Source organism: Lysinibacillus sp. JNUCC 51, from assembly GCF_015999525.1.
GTDB classification, from domain to species: Bacteria; Bacillota; Bacilli; order Bacillales_A; family Planococcaceae; genus Lysinibacillus; species Lysinibacillus xylanilyticus.
On the sequence record NZ_CP065545.1, the window covers coordinates 3,111,956 to 3,133,115 of the forward strand.

Genomic DNA, 21,160 nt, shown 5'->3' on the forward strand with positions numbered 1-21,160 from the left:
ATGAATGAAGATAAAGCCTCCGGTAGATGTCACGTTCAAACTCTGGACGCAATTACACCAAGGCGAAATTGATTAGTAATTATTGTTCACGGGCATTAAATTGCTCCATTTTGTCTTCTAAATCATCCATCATTTGAATTAAACGATCGATATCTTCTAATTCAGTTGTTTCAGGATCAATTGCATCTAAAACTTCTAAAAACATTTCAAGACGCTCTTTTAAGTAATTCATTTGCTGTTTTTTATCAGTGATAGGATTTGACATGCATACACCTCATTTCGTCCCCTTCATCTTAGCTGATTCAGGACTAAATTTCAATGTTTAGGTAAACACCTAGGACTTAGCGATTATTTTGCGAAAATTAATAGACTGAATATTCACAATATTGAGGGGCTGTGTTAAATTAATATTAAGAAAAGGTAAAGGAGCTGATTTAAAAAAATTCAAAAAAACTCTAACTCGAAAAGGAGGGAGTTTAAACAAGTACTCGGCCAATAATAAAAGCCGAAATTCGTGTTTATACAATTAAATGGAGATAAGTGTTAGTTAGGCCTTAGCGTAAAATCACATGTGGTGAGCGCTAAGGCTTTTTGGTATGCTGTTATTTGGAAGATTGACTTGATGTTGGAGGAAAAGATGACATACTTCTCAGATTACAGCAAAAAAAGATTTGCCATTCTAGTGTTAATTGTATCTATTTCTGGTTTTTCACAAGGGATGCTTTTACCGCTAATTTCAATTATTTTTGAACGTGATGGAGTTTCCTCTGCGTTGAATGGATTGAATGCAACGGGTCTATACATAGGAACTTTATTAATCTCACCGTTTATCGAGCAGCCATTACGAAAATGGGGCTATAAACCGATTATTTTAATAGGAGGTGCACTTGTCTTTGCTTCACTTCTTGTATTTCCATTATGGAAAAGTGTGACCTTTTGGTTTATCCTACGCTTACTTATCGGGGTAGGAGATCATGCGTTACATTTTGCAACACAGACGTGGATTACAAGCACCTCAGACCATAAAAGCTTAGGAAAAGGTATGGCCATTTACGGCTTGTCCTTTAGTACAGGCTTTGCGATCGGTCCTCTGATGGTAAAACTTATACAAGTTTCAGAAGCATTACCGTTTATTGTGTCCTCAATTATGTGTTTACTTGCATGGGTTTTTGTATTCTTTTTACAAAATGAAAAACCAGAGCGATTAACGGGAGACTTAAAGGCACGAGGCTGGCATCGTTATAAAATTGCCATTGTATTTGGATGGATTGCATTTTTAGGGCCATTTGTTTATGGGTTTTTAGAATCTTCATTAAACGCTTTGTTCCCAGTTTATGCTTTGCGAAAAGGTTTCGACGTGAATATGATTCCTATTATTTTATCAGTCTTTACATTTGGCGGGATTTTAACGCAAGTGCCGCTTGGAGCAATAGGGGATAAAGTCGGAAGACGCAATGTCTTGATGATAGGCTCATTTGGCGGGGCTATTATATTTGGAATTGCAAGCTTTGTAGAGCATTCACAAATGGCAGTAGCCGTAGCATTCTTCTTTACAGGTACATTAGTCGGTTCGATGTTTTCATTAGGTATTACTTATATGGCTGACTTAACACCGAAGGAACTAATGCCAACAGGAAATCTGCTTTGCGGTATTGCCCTTAGCATTGGTAGTTTAACAGGGCCATTTTTAGGAGGCATTTATTTAGAATATGTAAAAAATTATAGCATTCTTTTACTGGTAGCAATGCTTTTGCTAGCTGTAGCCATTGTTTTGCTAGTATTTGGACGAAATAAAAATAAGCGACCAGTGTCGGTATAAGGGGCATTGTCTTTTGGAAATTATCCTTGAAGACGCTCGGGAAATCAGAAGAATTACTCAGCTCGGAGACTTTTTTAGAGAAAATAAAAAGAGCGGGGCTCATCTCCCGCTCATAAAACATAAAACGCCCAGCAAATCCGTGCTGTTATGGCGTTCTTTGCGTGACAAGGATGTTCCGTCCATGTCACATAGGTTTGGCACCTAGAAAGTTATTATACAGACAAGCAAACATAAAATCAAATAATATTTTCAGATAGGTAATATTTGGACTTTGGATTTCTATCTCTATATAATAGAAGAACACTAATTAAGATGACTATTTATAATGAGGAGATTACCACATGGCAGAATATAAAAAATTATCGATTCACCGTGCATTAACAGAATTAAAGATGCTAAATCACCGCATCGAAGCAGCAACGAATGAAGTTAGCCTGGTGTTAGCTAATCGTAAAAGCAATAGCAAAATTAATGGTGTAGAGATTCAAGAATATGAAAAGCAAATGCAAGCCTCGTACGATAAAGTAGTTAGCTTAGTTGACTATCGTAACCGAATTAAGGCGCAAGTTGTAGAGTCTAATGCTAAAACAAAAGTAATAGTAGGAAAAGAAGAAATGACTGTAGCAGAAGCGATTGAACGCAAACAGTCCATTCAATATGAAAAGGAACTGTTAGAAGTCATGCAACAGCAATATCGTTCAGCGATAAATACGGTTGCAAAAGAAAATGATGCGTTGCCAGGAAAGCTAGAAACGTATTTAGTTAATATATTAGGAAATAAAGATAAACAATCTCCAGAAGAAGTAAAATTACATACGGAGACATTTATGAAAAGAAACGAGTACGAGTTAATCGATCCGATGAATGTTAAAAAGAAAATTGAGGCGTTAAGTAATCGAATTGAAGAATTCGAATCAGAGGTCGATGCTGTATTATCGGAATCGAATGCAACAACATTTATTGAAGTGCAAGCCTAACTAAAAATGCATGGCCTAGCGAAAACAGAAAACGAAAAGTCGCTCGCGCTTCAAGACATGTGTGCGAGTTAAAACCTGAAACATGTCTTACTACAATGGATAGTTTAAACAATCGGAGATAAAAGCTCAAAGATTAAAGTTAAAAGTCCAAAGTTTACGTTTCAAAGTTCTTTAGTATTAAAGCTAAAAACTTAAAGAATAAAAATCTTTTAAATCCTGGGTTACTGGTTAAGGTGTTGATTTTTCTGGACCGTCTGTCGTCCACTAGGCAGCTGGAGCTGTGCATTACATATAAAATAATATACAAAACAAAGAAGGCGTCTCTTAATTTTTAGGAGACGCCTATTTTGATGCTGTTTAATTTATTTTAAAGAGAGTCTCTCATTTTTTGAGGACGCCAATTTTCATTACTTATCCTTCAACACAAGCTTCGCCACACACTCCACCTGAGCAGTCTGTGCAAACATATCCACCGGCTGGATATATTCAACATCATAAAACTTCGTTAATTCGTTTAAATCCTTCGCCAAAGTTGATGGATTACACGATGTATAGACAAAGCGCTTCGGTTTTAGCTTCAATACAGTGCGGATGAATTCTGGTGCTAGACCTGTGCGTGGTGGATCAACCGTAATAACATCTGGTGTAAATCCTTCCTTGAGCCATTTTGCTAGGACACTTTCTGCTGTGCCGACCGCATATTTTGTATGCTTAAAGCCATGGTTTCGGGCGTTTTTACGTGCATCCTGAATGCTTTCTGGAATAACATCCATTCCTCGAACTTCTTTTGCTTTGTCAGCTAGCCATAAACCGATTGTCCCAACACCGCAGTAAGCGTCAACAACTGTTTCTTTGCCTGTTAATGCTGCTGCTTTTTTGATTTCATCGTAGAGATGAACGGTTTGTGTTGGATTCAGTTGGAAAAAGGCACGAGCAGATAAATCAAAGGCTAATTCCCCAAGCTCCTCATGAATCGTTTCTTTACCATCGAGGACAATCGTTTCATCACCAAAGATTAACGATGTTTTCTCACGGTTAATATTTTGGGCAATCGATACGATACTTGGGTCGATTTTTTTGATACGTGCAATGAGCTCAGCTAGATGTGGAATTTCTTTACGTGTTGTTACGAGCACGACTTGCGTTTCACCAGTACGAATTCCTGTACGTACAACAATCGTACGCACTAATCCATCAAGCGTACGACCATCGTAAATAGTAATATTCAGTTTTTGCAAAATTTTACGTGTTGCCACTGTAATTTTTGATGTAATCGGATGCTGAACAAGGCAGTCATTGATGTTCAGTAATTTGTTGCTACCTTCTGCAAATAGCCCTGCATAGACACGCTTGCCTTCTTTACGTACTTGATATTGACTTTTGTTACGATAATTCCATGGATTATCCATCCCTAGAGTTTTGCGAACTTCAACTGTATTAGCTAAAGGCTTAGCATAACGTTCTAATGCCTGAATTACGATATCGCGCTTTTCGATTAGCTGTTTTTCATATGTCATATGTTGAAGCTGACAGCCGCCACATTCATTGTAAACTGGGCATGGTGCTTCCTGACGATGTTTTGAAGCTTTGCGAATAGCTAATATTTCTGCTTCGGCGAAGTTTCGCTGTGTTTTAGTCACTTGTGCTGTAATTTCTTCACCAGGAATAGCGCCCTTTACGAATACAACATTACGCTTATAAAAGCCTACTCCTTCACCGTTAATACCAAGTCTTTTTATTGTTAGAGGAAATTTTTGTCCTACTTCCATTGTTGTTTGCTGCGTCAAGCGTTCCACGTCCCTGTTCTTTTAATATCATCTCCCCATTATAACTAAGGAGTAGACGATTGCAAAGCGAGAGGGAAATCTTCATATTCTAAAACTAAATCGTCAAGGGATAAAAATGTATAGCCTTGTTTTTTCGCTTCGGCAATAAACTTTGGAAGAGCTTCGGCATTATCTTGTGCAACTGTATGCATTAAAATAACAGCGCCAGGGTGAAGCTGTTCCATTAAAGCATTATAGGCATAATCTGCACCACGACGTACATCCCTTTCCCAATCCTTAAAGGCAACGGACCAAAAAATATGACGATAGCCTGCAGCATTTCCTACCTCTAATAATTTCGCATTAAATGTACCTTCAGGTGGGCGAGCATATGTTGTACGTTTAATACCTGTCAATTCACGCAGTTTATCGTCAAGTTTTTTCCATTCTGCACGCATACCATCGGGCGTTAGTCTCGCCATATTAGGGTGCCCGTATGAATGATTGCCAATTGTATGTCCATCTTTAACCATACGTTTTACTAAATCAGGGGCACTTTCTATATAATGACCAGTTAAAAAGAAGGTAGCTGGTGCATTTTCCTTCTTCAAAGTATCCAAAATACTTTCTGTAAACCCATTTTCATATCCGTTATCAAAGGTTAAATAAGCAACTTTTTTATCTGGCTTTCCTTTATAAATTGCACCATATTTCTCAACTACTTGATCAAGCTGTGCACCAGCCTCCGCTTGTTCACCATTTTTCGCTCGTTTAAAGCCCCAGTTGTATTCTTCAGAGCCAGAAGCCGAATATGGATTAAAGCTAATCGCCGCGGCAATAATAAAAGTTGCGATGACCGCTCCTACTATATGCTGTTTCCACATAAAAACGCATCCTTTCTTTTTCATTAGAATGCGTATTTTTAAAAAAATTATCCTATTCAATAGCAATTATGTCTGGGCATAATTTGTCTGAAATTGGCTTTGTACTTAATACTGAAAGATGTTAAACCAATAAATCTTGAAGTGCTTCTTTTAAATGAGGGAATTTAAATGTAAAGTGATGTTTTTCTAAAACAGTAGGTAGTGCATGCTGACCTTCTAATACAAGCATGCTTTGTTCACCTAATGCTAAACGCATTACAAAGCTTGGTACAGGCATCCAATGACGTCTTTCCGTAATACTTGCAATTGTTTTTCCGAAATTTTTCATACGTGTCGCGTTAGGAGCAGTAACATTAAAAGGGCCTTTCATATCATCGTTCGTAATTGCGAAATATATAGCTCTCGCCACGTCCTCTATATGGACCCACGAAAGCCATTGTTCACCTGAACCTATTGTTCCCCCGACATGCAACTTATATGGTAGTAACATAGAGGGAAGAGCTCCATTTTCACGTCCTAAAATGACACCAAAACGAGCAAGAGCAACTCGAACCCCTAATTTTTCAGCACGTACTGCATGGCGTTCCCAATCGTAAACTGTCGAACCTAAAAAATCAGTTGCATAGTCTGTGGAATTTTCGGTATAGATAGACGATGTAGAAGTAGGATAAATCCCGACTGCACTCGCATTGATAAGCACTTTTGGCTTCGAGTTGAGGTGCTCCATAATGCGTACTATCTCAAGTGTTGTATCCATGCGACTTGTATAAATCGCTTTCTTCTGTTTTTTCGTCCAACGTCCATTATTTAAAGAAATTCCTGCTAAATTAACAATTGCATCGACTTCATTTAACAACTGTTCAGGTCTTGCTCCGTGCTGAAGCCACTGTACATATTGAATATCATTTTCTCGACTTGTTTTGTTCCGTGTTAAAATGATGATTTCATGTCCCTTATTTTGCAAAAGCTTTGTTAGAGCTTTCCCAACAAAACCAGTACCACCTGCAATAGCGATTTTCATAAGAGTCCCTCCTTTTTAAAACGATTCTATATGAGCAAGTTTATCACCTATTCATTTACAAATGTTAGTTTCCGGGAAGTAATACCCGCGTACATGAAATGTCTAAGGGAAAAAGCAATACCCGCGAAAAATGTTATAATGGTAAATAGTGAGGTGTTACTAATGCGTATTATTACGAAAATTGCACGTCAAAAAAACAATCCAGAACGTTATAATATATATTTGAACGAAGAATACGCTTTTCCTGTAGATGAAGCAATTCTCATTCAATTTGGTTTAACGAAGGGAAAAGTGCTTGAGGAATTTGATATTCAGGAAATTGCCTACGAGGATGAGATTCGAAAAGCTTTTAATAAAGGGTTAAATTTCTTATCTTACCAAATGCGTAGTGAGCATGAAGTAAAGAAAAAGCTTCTCACGTTAGAATTTGGCGAAGCGGTTATTTTAGAGGCTATACAAAAGCTTAAATCATATGGTTTTTTAAATGATGAAACTTATTCCAAGGCATTACTTGATACGAAAAAAGCTACGATGAAAAAGGGGCCTAAAGCAATTAGACAAGACCTTATGAAAAAAGGAATTGATAAAAGCTTACAGGATGAGGTACTTGCTACTTATAGTCATGCTGAACAGGTGAAGCTTGCAACACAATTGGCTGAGAAGGTCATTCGATCGGAAAAAAAGAAGACACCAACACAAATAAAAGCTAAAATTCAAGATTTTTTAATGCGAAAAGGTTATTCTTTTAATGTTGTAGATGATGTGCTGAGTCAAATAGAGATTGAGCAAGATGAAGATGAATGGCAACAGCTACTTGATGTACAAGGCGAAAAAGTTTGGAAAAAGTATTCATCGAAGTATACTGGTTATGAATTGAAAATGAAAATAAAGCAGGCGCTCTATCAAAAGGGGTTTCCTATAGAGGTTATAGATCGTTTTATAGAAGAGAAGGAGAATGAGGAATGAACGAAAAAAATTATGCTGCAATGTCAGAGCACGAATTACGTGAGGAAATAGCCATGATAAAGGAAAAAGCACGTAAGGCAGAGCAATTAGGCATTATCAATGAATTTGCGGTATACGAGCGTAAGGCTTTAATGGCTGCTGCTTATTTAGTGGATTTGGATACAATAGTTCCTGGAGAAATGTATCGTATTGACGGCTCTGAAAATGAATTTTTCCAAGTGGATTATTTAAAAGGGCGCTTTGCGTGGGGACATCGCTTAGGGGGCGAAAAATACCAAGAGGCTTTACCTGTTTCAATGCTATCTCCTGTAAAGGTGGGCAAATAAATGGATGAAAAAATTGAGAAACTAACTGCTGAGTTACTTGCAAAAAATCCGCAAATGTCAGTAGGGCGTGCACGAGTATGGATTGAGCTTTTATGGAGTGATTTTGAATCAACTTCTGCAAAAGCTGGCTACGACTATCGTGGTGCTGATTACACTGAGAATTTAGTACGTCAATTAATTACCAGCTATGGTGATAAGCTGCATGCTTTTGCAGGACGTAATCCCAAATACGCACATTTACTTGATGCTAGTGATGATATGATACAATAACAAAACCCTGACCAATGTTTGGTCAGGGTTTGCTGATGTTTAATTACTTGCGCCAATCTGTAATTTTTTCTGAAGTTTATCTTCTGTAAAAATCCACCCTGTGTATGAAGTGACAATCTCATTGTCATCGTTTAAATGAGCAACAGCAACGAAAGGATAGCGATTATCACTACGGTAACGCAGATCAATTAATCTTACTTCTGTTAAGCCATTTTCGAGGTCTGAAATTTCCCAACGATACAATGGTGAGAATGACACGAATGCAGCGAGATTGCGATCTTTCAATGCTATTTCAATAAGCGGCGTTTTCGGTAAAGGTTTTATTTCAAATTTATCGTAAATATTAACAGTTCGCCCGTAAGCACGGCCAACGTAATAATGCGTTTTGGATTTTGCCGCAATTCGCCAGTGGAAGAATCGCATTGTAGGGGCTACAATAACATACTCTTCATCTTGAATGGTATTATGCACGGCATTCTTCACAGCCTTTTGGACTGCAAATCGTAAAATGTAGTAGACGATAATAATGAGATACATGATACCAAATGTCCAAACTGGATTTGCACCAAATACCCAAAGTAAAATGCCAAGGCAATGTAATGTAAAGATAATAGGATCAAATGTATTAATGACACCAAGTGCAACCCATCTTCTAGAGAATGGTCGAAGTGCTTGTGTACCATAAGCGTTGAAAATATCAACAAAGACGTGAAGTGCTACAGCTAAAAATGTCCAAAGCCATAAATGAAACACATTTGCGTCTTGAATAATAAATGCTAAAACCGCTGTAATTAAGATGGGCCAAATAGCTACTGCTGGTAGTGAATGTGTAATTCCGCGATGATGTCGAATATAAATGGCATTGTTACGCAGTTTTAAAACTGTATCGACATCAGGAGCCTGTGAGCCAATAATCGTACCTGCCATTACTGCGGTAAAGGTCATTGAATGATCTGCTACAACGGGGTCGGCTAATGCGAGACCACCGAGGGCTATACCCATAACGAAATGTGTGCCTGAATCCAAAAATATCCACTCCTTGTATGCAACAAAATAGAGTACAATTTGCATACATGTATATTTCAATAATCTGTAATACTTGATATTTACTTATTTAAGACGTCGTGCTAAATTTTGAAGCTAGAAAAATTATGGCGTTTTTTGTCGTTTCTGACAGATAATCTTTTCTTAATTGTATACTCTTTTTACCATAAATAAAATTACAAAGGCGCTGGAGGTCACTGTGAATTATCCATATGTAACAGAATTTCGACAATCTTTAGTCGAATGGTTTAATGTTGAGAAGCGTGATTTACCTTGGAGGCATACTAAGGACCCTTATAAAATCTGGGTATCGGAAGTGATGCTACAGCAAACACGCGTCGACACAGTTATTCCTTATTACAATCGTTTCATGGAAAGTTTCCCAACAATAGAATTACTCGCGGAAGCTCCACAAGAATACTTATTAAAGCATTGGGAAGGCCTAGGCTATTATTCCCGTGCACGTAATTTACAAGCGGGTGTTCGTGAGGTATTAGAGAACTACGGTGGTGTAGTACCTGATAATCGCCATGAGATTTCAAAATTGAAAGGCGTTGGCCCATATACCGCTGGAGCTATTTTAAGTATTGCCTATAATAAGCCCGAACATGCGGTTGATGGTAATGTTATGCGCGTTTTAAGCCGTGTGCTTAATATTCATGAAGATATAGCAGTTCCAAAGACTAAAAAGATTTTTGAAGCGGCTGTTGAAGAATTGATAGATCCAGAAAATACATCGTCCTTCAATCAAGGTTTAATGGAGCTTGGTGCACTTATTTGTACGCCAACTTCACCAAAGTGTTTATTGTGTCCAGTTCGCGAATACTGTACCGCTTTTAATGAAGGTGAACCTGAAAAATTACCTATCAAATCGAAAAAAGTAAAGATGAAGCATATCTCATACGATGTGCTTGTATGTCAAGATGATAAAGGTCGAATTTTATTGGAGCAGCGATCAGCAGAGGGTTTACTTGCTAATCTATGGCAGTTTCCAATGCTTGAACACGGCAAAGATTCAATAGATACTTTTATTAATGAGTACGCTATGAATGTTCAACCGAAACAGGAATTGTTAACGTTTAAACATGTTTTTTCACATTTAACATGGCATATAAATAGCTATTTTATGAAATGTAATTCAGCAGTAAAGGGCGAATGGCTGACTCACGAGCAAATAGAATTATTACCAATGTCCGTTCCAATGCTGAAAATATGGCAAGAAATTAAAGATTAATCAAGAAAATAATATTTATAAAAATTTATGAGCATAAAACCATTCACCTCGGTACACAATAATGAGCGTGGAGGTGAATGAACAATGAAAAAGCAAAACAATCAAAATTTACAACCGAATAAAAACATGCAACGTCAAAGTCAAGAATTTGGTTATGAAACAGACGTTAATGAAGTGCAAAAGCAAAATGCTAAAGCAGAGCAAAACAAAGCTCAAGCTTCAGGCAACTTCAATAAAACTAACCAAGATCTTGGTGAATAATAACACTTTGTAATTGCATAATTGCATTTACCTCTTAAGGAGCTGTCTAAAAATCGAAAAGATTAAAAAAGGCAGCTCCTTTTGAATTTTATATAGCAAGATGAGAAACCTGCCCGGGTAGGCAAGGAAATTGATTAGGTAAGTCAGAGAACTAATCGGATGTAAAGAAGAGTGGCTCAGATTCAGAATAAACAAGCGAAAAAATTCCGATTGGATTGTTATTATAATAAAATTCGCTTCAAATTAACGAAATTTTGTACAAATTTAAAAGAGCGCAGGGAAATTTGTGGTTTTCTAACTACACCTTTCGCGTACACATTGCTATAATATACTAGAGACTGCTAGATTTAGGTAGCATAGACGAAAAGGTGGGCTTCAAAGATGGCAATACCGGTAGAAGGAGAAACGATACAAATACATAGTTATAAGCACAATGGCCGTATCCACCGTGTTTGGCAAGAAACAACGGTTTTAAAAGGAACGAAAAATATCATTATCGGTGCGAATGAACGGACACTTGTGACAGAATCCGATGGTCGTACGTGGCTAACGAGAGAGCCTTCTATTTGTTATTTCCATGCGGAGCACTGGTTTAACATCATTTGCATGCTACGTGAGGACGGTGTGTATTATTATTGTAATCTAAGCTCACCATTTGTTTTCGATAATAATGCCATTAAATATATTGACTATGATTTAGACATTAAAGTTTTCCCTGATATGTCTTATTCACTCTTAGATGAGGATGAATATGAGCTACATAGTAAGGAAATGTCTTATCCAGATGTCATAGATAAAATTTTAAAGCGCAATGTCGATAAATTAATTAGCTGGATTCAACAAAAAAGAGGACCATTTGCACCTGATTTCATCGATGCCTGGACAAGTCGCTATAAGTTTCAGCTCGATATGCAAGCAGATGATTGTTAGTTACACCTATTAGTTTTACTAATGGGTGTTTTTTTATGTTTTGAACAATTTGGATTGTAAAATAGTTAGTGATAAAGCTAAATTAACTGTACTTAAAACAAAATATTGCTATAATACGTTTGGGCATTCAATTTGTGGATGTCTGTTTCTTTTTATGTGGGAAGTAATAGAAGTTTTTCATGTTGAACGAAATGAAATGCCTTTCATTAAGAGTGAGGCTTTTAAAATAAGGATGTGATAATAAATTGGGTAGTATAAAGCGTTATATGAAATTTGTAAAACCATATACATGGGAAATTATTTTAACGATTGTAATTGGTATAGTGAAATTTGCGATTCCGTTATTTATTCCATTACTCATAAAAATTGTGTTAGATGATATTATCGCTGCGGATAATCTAACGGATGCAGAGAAGACAAAAGAACTGTTTTATTGGTTAGGTGGTACGATCATTGTATTCTTTATTATTCGACCACCGATCGAGTATTACCGTCAATATTTTGCTCAACATGTCAGTAACAAGGTGCTTTTCGATATTCGAAAACAAATATATGCACACTTACAACGACTAAGTTTAAGGTACTATGCAAATACAAGAGCTGGCGATGTTATTTCAAGAGTGATTAATGATGTGGAACAAACAAAAAACTTTATCATGACAGGCTTGATGAATGTTTGGCTTGACCTTGCGACAATTGTTATTGCTATCGGTATTATGCTTGCCATGGATGTTAAGCTTACGCTAGTAGCATTAATTGCGTTCCCATTCTATGCTTTTAGTGTGAAGTACTTCTTTGGTAAACTTCGATCTTTAACACGTAAACGGTCACAAGCGCTTGCGGGTGTGCAAAGTTATTTGCATGAACGTGTAGCTGGAATGAGCATTATTAAAAGCTTCACGCTTGAAAAGCACGAGCAAAAATTATTCGATGAAGCAAATGGTGAATTTTTAGAGAAAGCGTTGGATCATACGAAATGGAATGCTAAATCCTTTGCAGTGGTGAATACAATTACGGATGTAGCGCCTTTATTAGTAATTGCTTATGCAGGTTATCAAGTTATTAATGGTCCTCTTTCAGTTGGGACAATGGTGGCCTTTATTGCCTATATCGAACGACTTTATGGTCCACTTCGTCGTCTTGTAAGTTCATCAACGATGTTAACGCAATCATTTGCATCAATGGATCGAATGTTTGAATTAATGGACGAACCTTATGAAATAAAAAACAAGGCTAATGCGGTAGAACTACCTCGAGTAAAGGGTGAAGTCCGCTTTAACAATGTGAATTTTCAATATGAAGAAGATGGCTCACAAATTTTAAACAACATCAATTTCACGATTAACCCCGGAGAGACAGTTGCATTTGTAGGAATGAGTGGTGGAGGAAAATCAACCATCATTAGTTTAATTCCTCGTTTTTATGATACAACGAGTGGCGCAGTGACTATTGATGAATATGACGTACGTGACGTATCATTACTTTCTTTACGCTCCCAAATCGGAATAGTCCTGCAGGACAATATTCTGTTCAGTGATTCGGTAAAAGAAAATATTTTAATGGGCAAGCCAGATGCTTCTGATGAAGAAGTTATTGCTGCGGCAAAAGCGGCAAATGCACATGATTTTATTATGAGCTTACCAAATGGTTATGACACAAAAGTCGGGGAGCGCGGTGTGAAGTTATCAGGTGGACAAAAGCAGCGAGTAGCAATTGCTCGTGTATTTTTAAAAAATCCTCCTATTTTAATATTGGATGAAGCGACCTCTGCTTTGGATTTAGAAAGTGAGGCACTTATTCAAGAATCATTGGATGTACTTGCACATGAACGTACAACCATTATAATTGCTCACCGACTTTCTACAATTACACATGCAGATAAAATTTTGGTTATAGATCATGGACAATTAATTGAAAGTGGTACGCACGAGCAATTAATGCAACAAGAGGGGACTTACTTTAATTTATTCCAGGTGCAACATTTAGATTGATACACCCTAAATGATTTCCGTTCCGACTGGGTGCGTCGAGGAAATAAATAGCAAAGCGTCATGTCATCCTCATCTTTTGGTGATGAATAATCTATAAATAGCCTTCTATTTAACATAAATGGAAGGCTATTTTTTTGTCTTATTTATAAAATGTTATCGATTAATAAGACATTATTAATACGAAACTCGAACGATGTAGAAAATCTATGTTAATTGCAGAATAATTATGATTGAAAGAGTAATGTTTTTTGGTTAGAATTATCTGAAAATAGGGAATTGAGTGATAGTTAATGTAATTAAGTAAAAATATGGGGTGGATGGGGCGATTGATCATGAGAAAAAAGCTGCTAGAAATAAAAGGTTTAAAGACAACCTTTTTTACAGATGATGGACAAATTCCTGCCGTAGATGATATCGACTTTTCTGTTCACGAGGGAGAAATATTAGGGATTGTAGGGGAATCGGGAAGTGGAAAAAGTGTTACATCACTGTCCATTATGGGATTAATACCATCACCACCTGGAAAAGTAACGGGTGGAGAAATATTATTAGATGGCAAAAACCTCGTAACATTATCTGATAAACAAATGCAGAAAATTCGTGGGAAAGATGTGGCGATGATTTTTCAGGAGCCAATGACATCCTTAAATCCTTTGTTTACAATTGGGGATCAGTTAAAAGAAGCGATTTTAATCCATAATCCAAAATGGTCGAAAAAAGAAGCCTTTGCAAGGGCGATTGAAATTATGAAACTAGTAGGTTTACCACGTGCTGAAGAATTATTAAAAGATTACCCACATCAATTATCGGGGGGGATGCGACAACGGGTCATGATTGCGATGGCACTTGTCTGTGATCCGAAGGTATTGATTGCTGATGAGCCGACTACTGCACTAGATGTTACGATTCAAGCTCAAATTTTGCAGCTTATGAAAGATTTAAATAAACGTTTAAATACAGCTGTTTTATTAATTACACATGATTTAGGCGTTGTTGCAGAAACATGCGAGCGAGTTATTGTAATGTATGCAGGTCAGATTGTGGAAGAGGCACCTATTCAGGAGATATTTGTTAATCCAAAGCACCCTTATACACAAGGGCTTATTAAATCTGTACCGGATATGCGTTATAAAAAGGACAATCTTTACTCTATACCAGGTAGTGTACCTAAGCCCGGAAGTATTCAGGAAGGCTGTCGTTTTGCAGCGCGTTGCGAATTTGCGATGGATCGCTGTGTACAAGAAACACCACCTTTATATGAAGCAGCAGAGCATCATAAATCGAGATGTTTTTTACTAGAGAAACAGGAGGTGGAGCAGCATGTCGAAAGTGTTGTTGAAAGTTGATGGTTTAAAAAAATATTTCCCCATTCGGAAGGGTGTCTTAAACACACAGGTTGGAGACGTAAAGGCAGTGGATGATGTTTCCTTTGAAGTTTTTGAAGGAGAAACATTAGGTATTGTTGGTGAGTCCGGGTGTGGTAAATCAACGACTGGTCGACTTTTAATGCGATTGCTTGAGCCAACAGAGGGCGAGATTGAATTCGCAGGTAAAATGATTTCTGAATTATCGAATAATGAAATGCGCAAAGCCCGTAGAGATATTCAAATGATTTTCCAAGATCCTTATGCCTCTCTTAATCCTAGGCATAATATTGGAAAAATATTGGAGGAGCCTCTTATTGTTCATGGAATGGGCAACTCAAAGGAACGGAAACAGAAGGTATTAGAGCTTCTCGAAATTGTTGGGTTAAATGAATATCATGTGAAACGGTATCCACATCAATTTAGTGGTGGTCAAAGACAGCGTATCGGCATTGCCCGTGCTCTAATGACGAATCCTCGTTTAATTATTGCCGACGAGCCTGTCTCTGCACTCGATGTGTCAATACAGGCGCAGGTATTGAATTTATTGCAAAACTTACAAAAGGACTTAAAGCTAACTTATATTTTTATTTCCCACGATTTAGGGGTTGTACGCCATATTAGTAATCGTGTAGGTGTAATGTATTTGGGAAAATTAGTGGAGTTGACAGCAAGCGAGGATTTATACGCTGAGCCACTTCACCCATATACACAGGCACTGCTATCCTCAGTACCTGTTCCAGATCCTACATTTGAACGTGAACAGCTCATTATTTCTGGAGATATTCCTAGTGCTTCGAATCCGCCAAGCGGGTGCACTTTCCATACGAGATGTCCATTTAAAAAAGAAGAATGTTCTCAAGTTGTTCCGAAAATGCAAGAAGTGAAACCGGGTCATTATGTTGCTTGCCATCTTTATGATGCAATCCAACATTAAATGATATAAAAAAACTTAGGGGGAAATTTAATGAAGAAAAAGAAGCTTTGGACTTTGGGTGTAATGCTTATCCTTGTTCTTTCGACAATCTTAGCAGCTTGTGGCGGCGGCTCAGATACTAAGGATACGGGTAGTAAAGATACTTCAAGTGGTGGCGATAAAGCTAGCGGCGGGCCAAAAACTTTAGTATATGGTCGTGGTGGTGATTCCACTGCTCTCGATCCAGCGACAGTAACAGAAGGTGAATCGTTTAAAGTTACGGTTAACATCTATGAGACTCTAATTAACTTTGGAGAGAGAGATGTAACATTACAGCCAGGCTTAGCAAAGTCTTGGGAATCTTCAGAAGATGGTCTAACGTACACGATGCAACTTGAAGAAGGGGTTAAGTTCCATGACGGTACTGATTTTAATGCTGAAGCAGTCGTGAAAAATTTTGAGCGCTGGAAAGCTGGTGGTGCTGAAAAATTCCCGTACTACGCCTCTCAATTTACGGTAGGTGGAAAACAAGTAATTGAGTCAATTACTGCTGATGGTGATTATAAAGTTGTATTTAAACTCTCTCAACTACAAGCACCATTCTTGAAAAATTTAGCGATGTCTCCATTTGCTATTGCTTCACCAGCAGCATTTGAAAAAGATGATGAGGCACTTAAAGATCATCCAGTAGGTACTGGTCCATTTAAATTTGTAGAGTGGAAACGAAATGATTCCATCACAATAGAGAAAAACCCAGATTATCGTATTGCAGATTTGCCGAAATTAGATAAAGTTATTTTCCGATCTATTCCAGATAATTCGGCACGATTCAATGCATTAACTAACAATGAAGTTGATGTAGTCGATGGCTTAAGTCCATCTGATAAAGTTTCAATCGAATCCAATGCAGAATTACAATTAATTGAACGACCATCTATGAATGTTGGCTACCTTGGATTAACTGTAACACGTCCACCGTTCGATAACGTAAAAGTTCGTCAAGCAGTAAATTATGCAATCGATAAGCAAGCATTAGTAGATGCATTTTATGAAGGCTTAGGCGAGCCAGCAAAAAATCCAATGCCTCCATTAGTTGCAGGCTACAACGATGACATTAAAGGTTATGAATATGATCCAGAAAAAGCAAAAGCATTATTAGCTGAAGCTGGCTATGATGGTAAAGAAATCGAGCTATGGGCAATGCCTGTACCACGTCCGTACATGCCTGATGGTCAAAAAATTGCGGAAGCCATTCAGAAGAATTTAGCAGATGTTGGTATGAAATCTAAGATTGTAACGTTTGAATGGGCTACGTATTTAGATAAGGCGGAAAAGGGAGAGGCGGATGCGTTCTTACTTGGTTGGACAGGTGATAACGGAGATGCGGATAACTTCCTTTACACTTTATTAGACGGAGATAATATTCATTCTAACAACTATACATTCTATGACAACCAAGAAGTGCACAAACTATTAGTTGCAGCACAAACTGAAATGGATGAGGACAAGCGTAATGCCCTTTACAAGCAAGCACAAGAGATTATCTCTAAAGATGCACCATGGGTTCCGCTTGCTCACTCTACTCCAATTTTAGCTGCTAACACTAAAGTTACAAACTATATTGCGCATCCAACAGGTTCTGACCGTTTAGATGCAGTTGATATGAAGTAGGCTTAAAGGGCTATCTTGAACAGGTTTTAATTTAAGAGGGAATTATTTCAAAGAATCTGCTTGCTTTCTGCGGGTAAGCCGTAGGAATCTAGCGGATTCTTTTTACAACTTCAATTATTTTTTCTGTATGAAAGACCAATCATCTAAACGTTAAAGGTGAAGGCTGACCCTTTCTACAGTATGTGTAAGACTTCAATGCTTTTCATACAAAAGTATATTATGAAAATAACAGAGGGGTGAAGAAAATGCTTCACTATATGGGAAGACGTTTATCTCAATTAATCCCAGTTTTGCTTGGAATGACTTTCATCGTTTTCATGTTAATTCGTGCAATTCCTGGTAATCCGGCACAAGTAATTTTAGGACAGCAGGCAACGAAAGAAGCGGTCGAAGCGTTAAACGCAAGTTTAGGATTAAATAAGCCGTGGTATACACAATATTTTAGTTATTTAGGTGGCATTTTTCAGGGGGATTTAGGAGTATCATTACGTACTAAATTGCCTGTATCAGAGGAAATTTTCCCGTATTTAGCGGCAACAGCTGAACTAGCGCTATTTGCCATGGTTATCGCAGTGATTGTTGGGGTAAATGCAGGCATTATTTCTGCGTGGTTTCAAAATTCTTGGTTTGATTATGTGGCAATGGTAGTTGCTTTAATCGGGGTATCTATACCCGTTTTCTGGCTCGGCTTAATGGAACAATGGGCTTTCAGTAATCAGCTTGGCTGGTTCCCGACATCTGGGCGAGAAGATGTGCGAGATCCAATAACTACCATTACTCATTTTTATTTACTGGATACGTTAATACAAGGCCGCTTTGATCAATTTACTGAAGTATTAAAGCGATTAGTATTACCGGGCATAGCTCTTGCGACAATACCAATGGCGATTATTGCAAGAATGACTAGGTCGTCTATGCTTGAAGTAATGCGCTCTGACTACGTACGCACCGCTAGAGCAAAAGGGCAAAAAATGTTTATTGTTGTTTATAAGCATGCATTGAAAAATGCAGTTATCCCGGTATTAACAGTAATCGGTTTGCAAACAGGGTTACTGCTAGGTGGTGCCATTTTAACAGAGACGATTTTCAGCTGGCCAGGAATTGGTCGTTATATTTATGATGCCATTGGCTTCCGTGACTATCCTGTTATTCAATCAGGTATTTTAGTAATTGCATTTATTTTTATCATGATTAACTTAATTGTGGATTTACTGTATACGGTGATAGATCCACGAATTAAATACAAATAGAGGGGGGAAGCGATAATGACTGGAGCGATAAATATAAAAACAGAAGTAGCACCAAGTCGTGAACGAGCGGCAGGTCCTTGGAGAGAAGGCTGGCGTAGCTTTAAAAAGAGCAAAATCTCCCTTGCAGGTGCAGGCATTGTACTATTTTTCATTATACTTGCTATATTTGGCTCGATGATTGCTCCTGAAGGAATTAATGAACAAAATCTTTCGCAGCGTTTATTAGCGCCGTCAAGTGAGCATTGGTTTGGAACAGATGACTTTGGGCGTGATATTTTCTCGAGAGTTATACATGGAGCTAGTATTTCTTTGAAGGTAGGCTTTTTTTCGGTTATTCTTTCTGTAATTGTAGGTAGTTTCTTGGGCATTATTGCGGGTTATTATGGAAGATGGGTTGATACGATAATCTCACGTATTTTCGATATTTTGTTAGCGTTCCCTAGTATTTTACTAGCTATTGCGGTAGTAGCAGTACTTGGACCATCTTTACAAAATGCATTAATTGCTATAGCCATTATAAACGTGCCGAACTTCGGGCGCCTAATTCGTTCGAAAGTATTGAGTGTAAAGGAAGAGGAATATATCGTAGCAGCAAAGGCCATCGGAATGCGTGATTCACGAATTTTGTTCTCGCATATTTTGCCAAACTCGATGACGCCAATCATCGTACAAGGAACGCTAGCGATAGCGACAGCGATAATTGAAGCGGCGGCATTAGGCTTCCTTGGATTAGGAGCTCAAGCACCAGCGCCAGAATGGGGTAAAATGCTAGCGGATTCCCGTATCTATTTATTAAAGGCGCCGTGGACAATGATTTTCCCAGGCTTGGCTATTATGTTAACGGTTCTCGGTTTTAATCTAATGGGGGACGGTCTACGTGATGCACTTGATCCGAAAATGAAAAGCTAATAAAAAAGGGCGAAGGGATGGATATAATGCCAACTCCAACTCCAACTCTTCGCTCTATTTAGCTAATCAATTATGCCTCGGCATAATTGCGTCCGGAATCGGCTTTGTGCTTGCACAAAGAAATCATTTCCGATTCCGTGACATCCGCCGGAGGCTTTAGGCGAACATGATGTTGGTCACTCAGTCGTTGCCACAGGACGTGGCTTTCTTAGACTGAGTTCCTCTATTTCAGCGGATGTTTGGACATGCGCTGAAAAGTGACTTAAGTCCGTATTCATCTCACCGCCTATAGAGGGGGGAGACTTCTGTTACCTGTCGCTACGCTTTTGATACAAAAGACACTTGCTAAAAGAAGTTAAATAAACTCTTCTTCAAACTCCACATTGATTTCATGGCCATGATGAGTTTGATACGACACGATAAGCGTATCTAAATGCTCTAGGTTTTCCTCGTAATCTAAAATACGCGATAAAATATAAAGCAAGTGATAACTCGAGAATTCTGTATCGCCTTCATCATGCGCATATGTTATTTGTTTTATAAATATTTCCATTAACTCGTTACGCTGAACATAATCAATATGTTTACTCCACTCTGAATGCTCGGGCTTTAATTTTCCCGTATATTTCAGTAGTAGCTGTTCATGGTAGGTTAGCAAGAAATCAAGCCGCTCTTGAATCATTAAATGAAATTGCGTCGGTAGCTGCGCTAATTCATTTTCATGATTATGAAGTCGATGAAGAAGCTCTAAACTTTTCTTTGACGTTGTGATCATTTGACGATACACAACTAATTTACGTGCTTTTACAAACTTTTTATTTTTAAAGTAATTACGCTCTTCCTTATAAAAATCATACAGTGTATCAACTCGTTGCATACGAGACTTAAATTTGCTTAATGCTTCTTTTGTAGAAGTATGCTCAGATGCCTGACGGACAGCAAGTCGCGTCCATCGAATAATATCATCCTGTAAAAAGTAAATCTTACGGAAAAGCTTAATTTCATATTTTGGTGGTAGGAAGAACAGATTGACAACAAATGCTGCTAACACCCCAACTAATATGGTAACAAAACGAATAAGACCAAATGCAAGGAAGTCATCTCCTTGAATCTCCATAATCGCTACAACTGTAACAAGTGCTAGAGACAATGATTTTTCAAGTTTAAATTTCAACATGATACCGATCGCAACAATGACTGCAATGCCAATTGCTACTACATGGTGACTAAAAAGCAAGCCAAAAATGACTGCGATGGTAGCTCCTATAATATTAGCTTGTACTTGCTCAACGATTGTTTGATAGGAGCGATAAATAGATGGCTGAATCGCAAAGATTGCTGCAATTCCTGCAAAAACAGGTGAAGGTAGCTCTAGCAGCTCAGCAATAAATAGTGCAAATACGATAGCGACACCAGTTTTAAATACACGGGCACCTAATTTCATAGAAAATGGATGTCCTTTCTGTCTAAAATTTTCACTTCTTTCAGTAGAAGTTCCCCACCTTAATAAGGTGAGATAAATGCAGTGTTAGTTACTTTTCAGCAGGTGTCCAAATACCCG

Annotated in this window: 20 protein-coding genes; 14 read left to right on the forward strand and 6 right to left on the reverse strand. The window is 37.9% G+C overall.

Annotated elements, in window-relative coordinates; translation table 11 throughout:
• Window positions 1-79: 79 nt before the first annotated feature.
• On the reverse strand, window positions 80-265 hold the full coding sequence (locus JNUCC51_RS15030) for an SE1561 family protein (RefSeq protein ID WP_049668848.1): 186 nt from the start codon (window positions 263-265) through the stop codon (window positions 80-82).
• A 372-nt stretch (window positions 266-637) separates the two neighbouring features.
• On the opposite strand from JNUCC51_RS15030, the gene JNUCC51_RS15035 reads away from it, so the two are divergent.
• Window positions 638-1,819, forward strand: a complete 1,182-nt coding sequence (locus tag JNUCC51_RS15035; protein ID WP_337988723.1) for an MFS transporter — start codon at window positions 638-640, stop codon at window positions 1,817-1,819.
• A gap of 341 nt (window positions 1,820-2,160) precedes the next feature.
• Window positions 2,161-2,796 carry a hypothetical protein gene (locus JNUCC51_RS15040; protein WP_337988724.1) on the forward strand — a complete coding sequence of 212 codons (636 nt, stop codon included), beginning with the start codon at window positions 2,161-2,163 and terminating at the stop codon, window positions 2,794-2,796.
• Window positions 2,797-3,203: 407 nt separating this feature from the next.
• Here the strand turns inward: JNUCC51_RS15040 and rlmD are convergent, their stop codons facing one another.
• From rlmD to JNUCC51_RS15055, 3 genes are all read right to left on the reverse strand, one after another.
• Entirely contained in the window at window positions 3,204-4,583 is a 1,380-nt protein-coding gene (gene rlmD, locus JNUCC51_RS15045; RefSeq protein ID WP_337988725.1) for a 23S rRNA (uracil(1939)-C(5))-methyltransferase RlmD, read from the reverse strand.
• 44 nt (window positions 4,584-4,627) lie between these two features.
• On the reverse strand, window positions 4,628-5,446 hold the full coding sequence (locus JNUCC51_RS15050; RefSeq protein WP_337988726.1) for a polysaccharide deacetylase family protein: 819 nt from the start codon (window positions 5,444-5,446) through the stop codon (window positions 4,628-4,630).
• 121 nt (window positions 5,447-5,567) lie between these two features.
• Window positions 5,568-6,467, reverse strand: coding sequence for a TIGR01777 family oxidoreductase (locus JNUCC51_RS15055; RefSeq protein WP_337988727.1), 900 nt, complete (start codon window positions 6,465-6,467; stop codon window positions 5,568-5,570).
• 162 nt (window positions 6,468-6,629) lie between these two features.
• Here JNUCC51_RS15055 and recX point away from each other — a divergent pair, with 162 nt between their 5' ends.
• Genes recX through JNUCC51_RS15070 form a run of 3 tightly spaced genes read left to right on the forward strand, consistent with a single transcriptional unit; the run spans window position 6,630 to window position 8,029 of the window.
• Window positions 6,630-7,433, forward strand: a complete 804-nt coding sequence (gene recX / locus JNUCC51_RS15060) for a recombination regulator RecX (RefSeq protein ID WP_049668853.1) — start codon at window positions 6,630-6,632, stop codon at window positions 7,431-7,433.
• A complete protein-coding gene (locus tag JNUCC51_RS15065) occupies window positions 7,430-7,759 on the forward strand; it encodes a YfhH family protein (protein ID WP_049668854.1) in 330 nt (109 codons plus the stop codon). The genes recX and JNUCC51_RS15065 overlap by 4 nt, the downstream gene beginning before the upstream one ends.
• Window positions 7,760-8,029: a YfhJ family protein gene (locus JNUCC51_RS15070; RefSeq protein ID WP_100545156.1), complete on the forward strand. Its 270-nt coding sequence runs from the start codon at window positions 7,760-7,762 to the stop codon at window positions 8,027-8,029.
• Between the two features lie 39 nt (window positions 8,030-8,068).
• On the opposite strand, the gene JNUCC51_RS15075 is transcribed toward JNUCC51_RS15070, so the two are convergent.
• Entirely contained in the window at window positions 8,069-9,055 is a 987-nt protein-coding gene (locus JNUCC51_RS15075) for a metal-dependent hydrolase (protein WP_337988728.1), read from the reverse strand.
• 217 nt (window positions 9,056-9,272) lie between these two features.
• Here JNUCC51_RS15075 and mutY point away from each other — a divergent pair, with 217 nt between their 5' ends.
• The 9 genes from mutY (at window position 9,273) to nikC (ending at window position 19,599) form a co-directional block, all read left to right on the forward strand.
• Entirely contained in the window at window positions 9,273-10,307 is a 1,035-nt protein-coding gene (gene mutY / locus JNUCC51_RS15080; protein ID WP_337988729.1) for an A/G-specific adenine glycosylase, read from the forward strand.
• 84 nt (window positions 10,308-10,391) lie between these two features.
• A complete protein-coding gene (locus JNUCC51_RS15085; RefSeq protein WP_082172870.1) occupies window positions 10,392-10,568 on the forward strand; it encodes a gamma-type small acid-soluble spore protein in 177 nt (58 codons plus the stop codon).
• A 381-nt stretch (window positions 10,569-10,949) separates the two neighbouring features.
• On the forward strand, window positions 10,950-11,498 hold the full coding sequence (ntdP, locus tag JNUCC51_RS15090) for a nucleoside tri-diphosphate phosphatase (RefSeq protein WP_100545160.1): 549 nt from the start codon (window positions 10,950-10,952) through the stop codon (window positions 11,496-11,498).
• 245 nt (window positions 11,499-11,743) lie between these two features.
• Window positions 11,744-13,489 carry an ABC transporter ATP-binding protein gene (locus JNUCC51_RS15095; protein WP_337988730.1) on the forward strand — a complete coding sequence of 582 codons (1,746 nt, stop codon included), beginning with the start codon at window positions 11,744-11,746 and terminating at the stop codon, window positions 13,487-13,489.
• A gap of 332 nt (window positions 13,490-13,821) precedes the next feature.
• A complete protein-coding gene (locus JNUCC51_RS15100) occupies window positions 13,822-14,835 on the forward strand; it encodes an ABC transporter ATP-binding protein (protein WP_337988731.1) in 1,014 nt (337 codons plus the stop codon).
• Entirely contained in the window at window positions 14,810-15,790 is a 981-nt protein-coding gene (locus tag JNUCC51_RS15105) for an ABC transporter ATP-binding protein (RefSeq protein ID WP_337988732.1), read from the forward strand. Before JNUCC51_RS15100 ends, JNUCC51_RS15105 begins: the two co-directional genes overlap by 26 nt.
• 30 nt (window positions 15,791-15,820) lie before the next feature.
• Window positions 15,821-17,440 (forward strand): ABC transporter substrate-binding protein, encoded by a 1,620-nt coding sequence (locus JNUCC51_RS15110; protein ID WP_337988733.1) that lies wholly within the window; start codon window positions 15,821-15,823, stop codon window positions 17,438-17,440.
• Window positions 17,441-17,685: 245 nt separating this feature from the next.
• Window positions 17,686-18,690, forward strand: coding sequence for an ABC transporter permease (locus tag JNUCC51_RS15115; RefSeq protein WP_337988734.1), 1,005 nt, complete (start codon window positions 17,686-17,688; stop codon window positions 18,688-18,690).
• A 15-nt stretch (window positions 18,691-18,705) separates the two neighbouring features.
• Complete coding sequence (gene nikC / locus JNUCC51_RS15120) at window positions 18,706-19,599, forward strand: nickel transporter permease (protein ID WP_337988735.1); 894 nt, start codon at window positions 18,706-18,708, stop codon at window positions 19,597-19,599.
• A 355-nt stretch (window positions 19,600-19,954) separates the two neighbouring features.
• On the opposite strand, the gene JNUCC51_RS15125 is transcribed toward nikC, so the two are convergent.
• Window positions 19,955-21,043: an FUSC family protein gene (locus tag JNUCC51_RS15125; protein WP_337988736.1), complete on the reverse strand. Its 1,089-nt coding sequence runs from the start codon at window positions 21,041-21,043 to the stop codon at window positions 19,955-19,957.
• Between the last annotated feature and the right edge of the window lie 117 nt (window positions 21,044-21,160).

What these genes read in the sequence shown, in the direction of transcription:
- JNUCC51_RS15030 (WP_049668848.1), bottom strand. Translation starts at nt 265, where the DNA reads ATGTCAAATCCTATCACTGATAAAAAACAGCAAATGAATTACTTAAAA.
- JNUCC51_RS15035 (WP_337988723.1), top strand. Translation starts at nt 638, where the DNA reads ATGACATACTTCTCAGATTACAGCAAAAAAAGATTTGCCATTCTAGTG.
- JNUCC51_RS15040 (WP_337988724.1), top strand. Translation starts at nt 2,161, where the DNA reads ATGGCAGAATATAAAAAATTATCGATTCACCGTGCATTAACAGAATTA.
- JNUCC51_RS15050 (WP_337988726.1), bottom strand. Translation starts at nt 5,446, where the DNA reads ATGTGGAAACAGCATATAGTAGGAGCGGTCATCGCAACTTTTATTATT.
- JNUCC51_RS15055 (WP_337988727.1), bottom strand. Translation starts at nt 6,467, where the DNA reads ATGAAAATCGCTATTGCAGGTGGTACTGGTTTTGTTGGGAAAGCTCTA.
- recX (WP_049668853.1), top strand. Translation starts at nt 6,630, where the DNA reads ATGCGTATTATTACGAAAATTGCACGTCAAAAAAACAATCCAGAACGT.
- JNUCC51_RS15065 (WP_049668854.1), top strand. Translation starts at nt 7,430, where the DNA reads ATGAACGAAAAAAATTATGCTGCAATGTCAGAGCACGAATTACGTGAG.
- JNUCC51_RS15070 (WP_100545156.1), top strand. Translation starts at nt 7,760, where the DNA reads ATGGATGAAAAAATTGAGAAACTAACTGCTGAGTTACTTGCAAAAAAT.
- JNUCC51_RS15085 (WP_082172870.1), top strand. Translation starts at nt 10,392, where the DNA reads ATGAAAAAGCAAAACAATCAAAATTTACAACCGAATAAAAACATGCAA.
- ntdP (WP_100545160.1), top strand. Translation starts at nt 10,950, where the DNA reads ATGGCAATACCGGTAGAAGGAGAAACGATACAAATACATAGTTATAAG.
- JNUCC51_RS15100 (WP_337988731.1), top strand. Translation starts at nt 13,822, where the DNA reads ATGAGAAAAAAGCTGCTAGAAATAAAAGGTTTAAAGACAACCTTTTTT.
- JNUCC51_RS15105 (WP_337988732.1), top strand. Translation starts at nt 14,810, where the DNA reads ATGTCGAAAGTGTTGTTGAAAGTTGATGGTTTAAAAAAATATTTCCCC.
- JNUCC51_RS15110 (WP_337988733.1), top strand. Translation starts at nt 15,821, where the DNA reads ATGAAGAAAAAGAAGCTTTGGACTTTGGGTGTAATGCTTATCCTTGTT.
- JNUCC51_RS15115 (WP_337988734.1), top strand. Translation starts at nt 17,686, where the DNA reads ATGCTTCACTATATGGGAAGACGTTTATCTCAATTAATCCCAGTTTTG.
- nikC (WP_337988735.1), top strand. Translation starts at nt 18,706, where the DNA reads ATGACTGGAGCGATAAATATAAAAACAGAAGTAGCACCAAGTCGTGAA.
- JNUCC51_RS15125 (WP_337988736.1), bottom strand. Translation starts at nt 21,043, where the DNA reads ATGAAATTAGGTGCCCGTGTATTTAAAACTGGTGTCGCTATCGTATTT.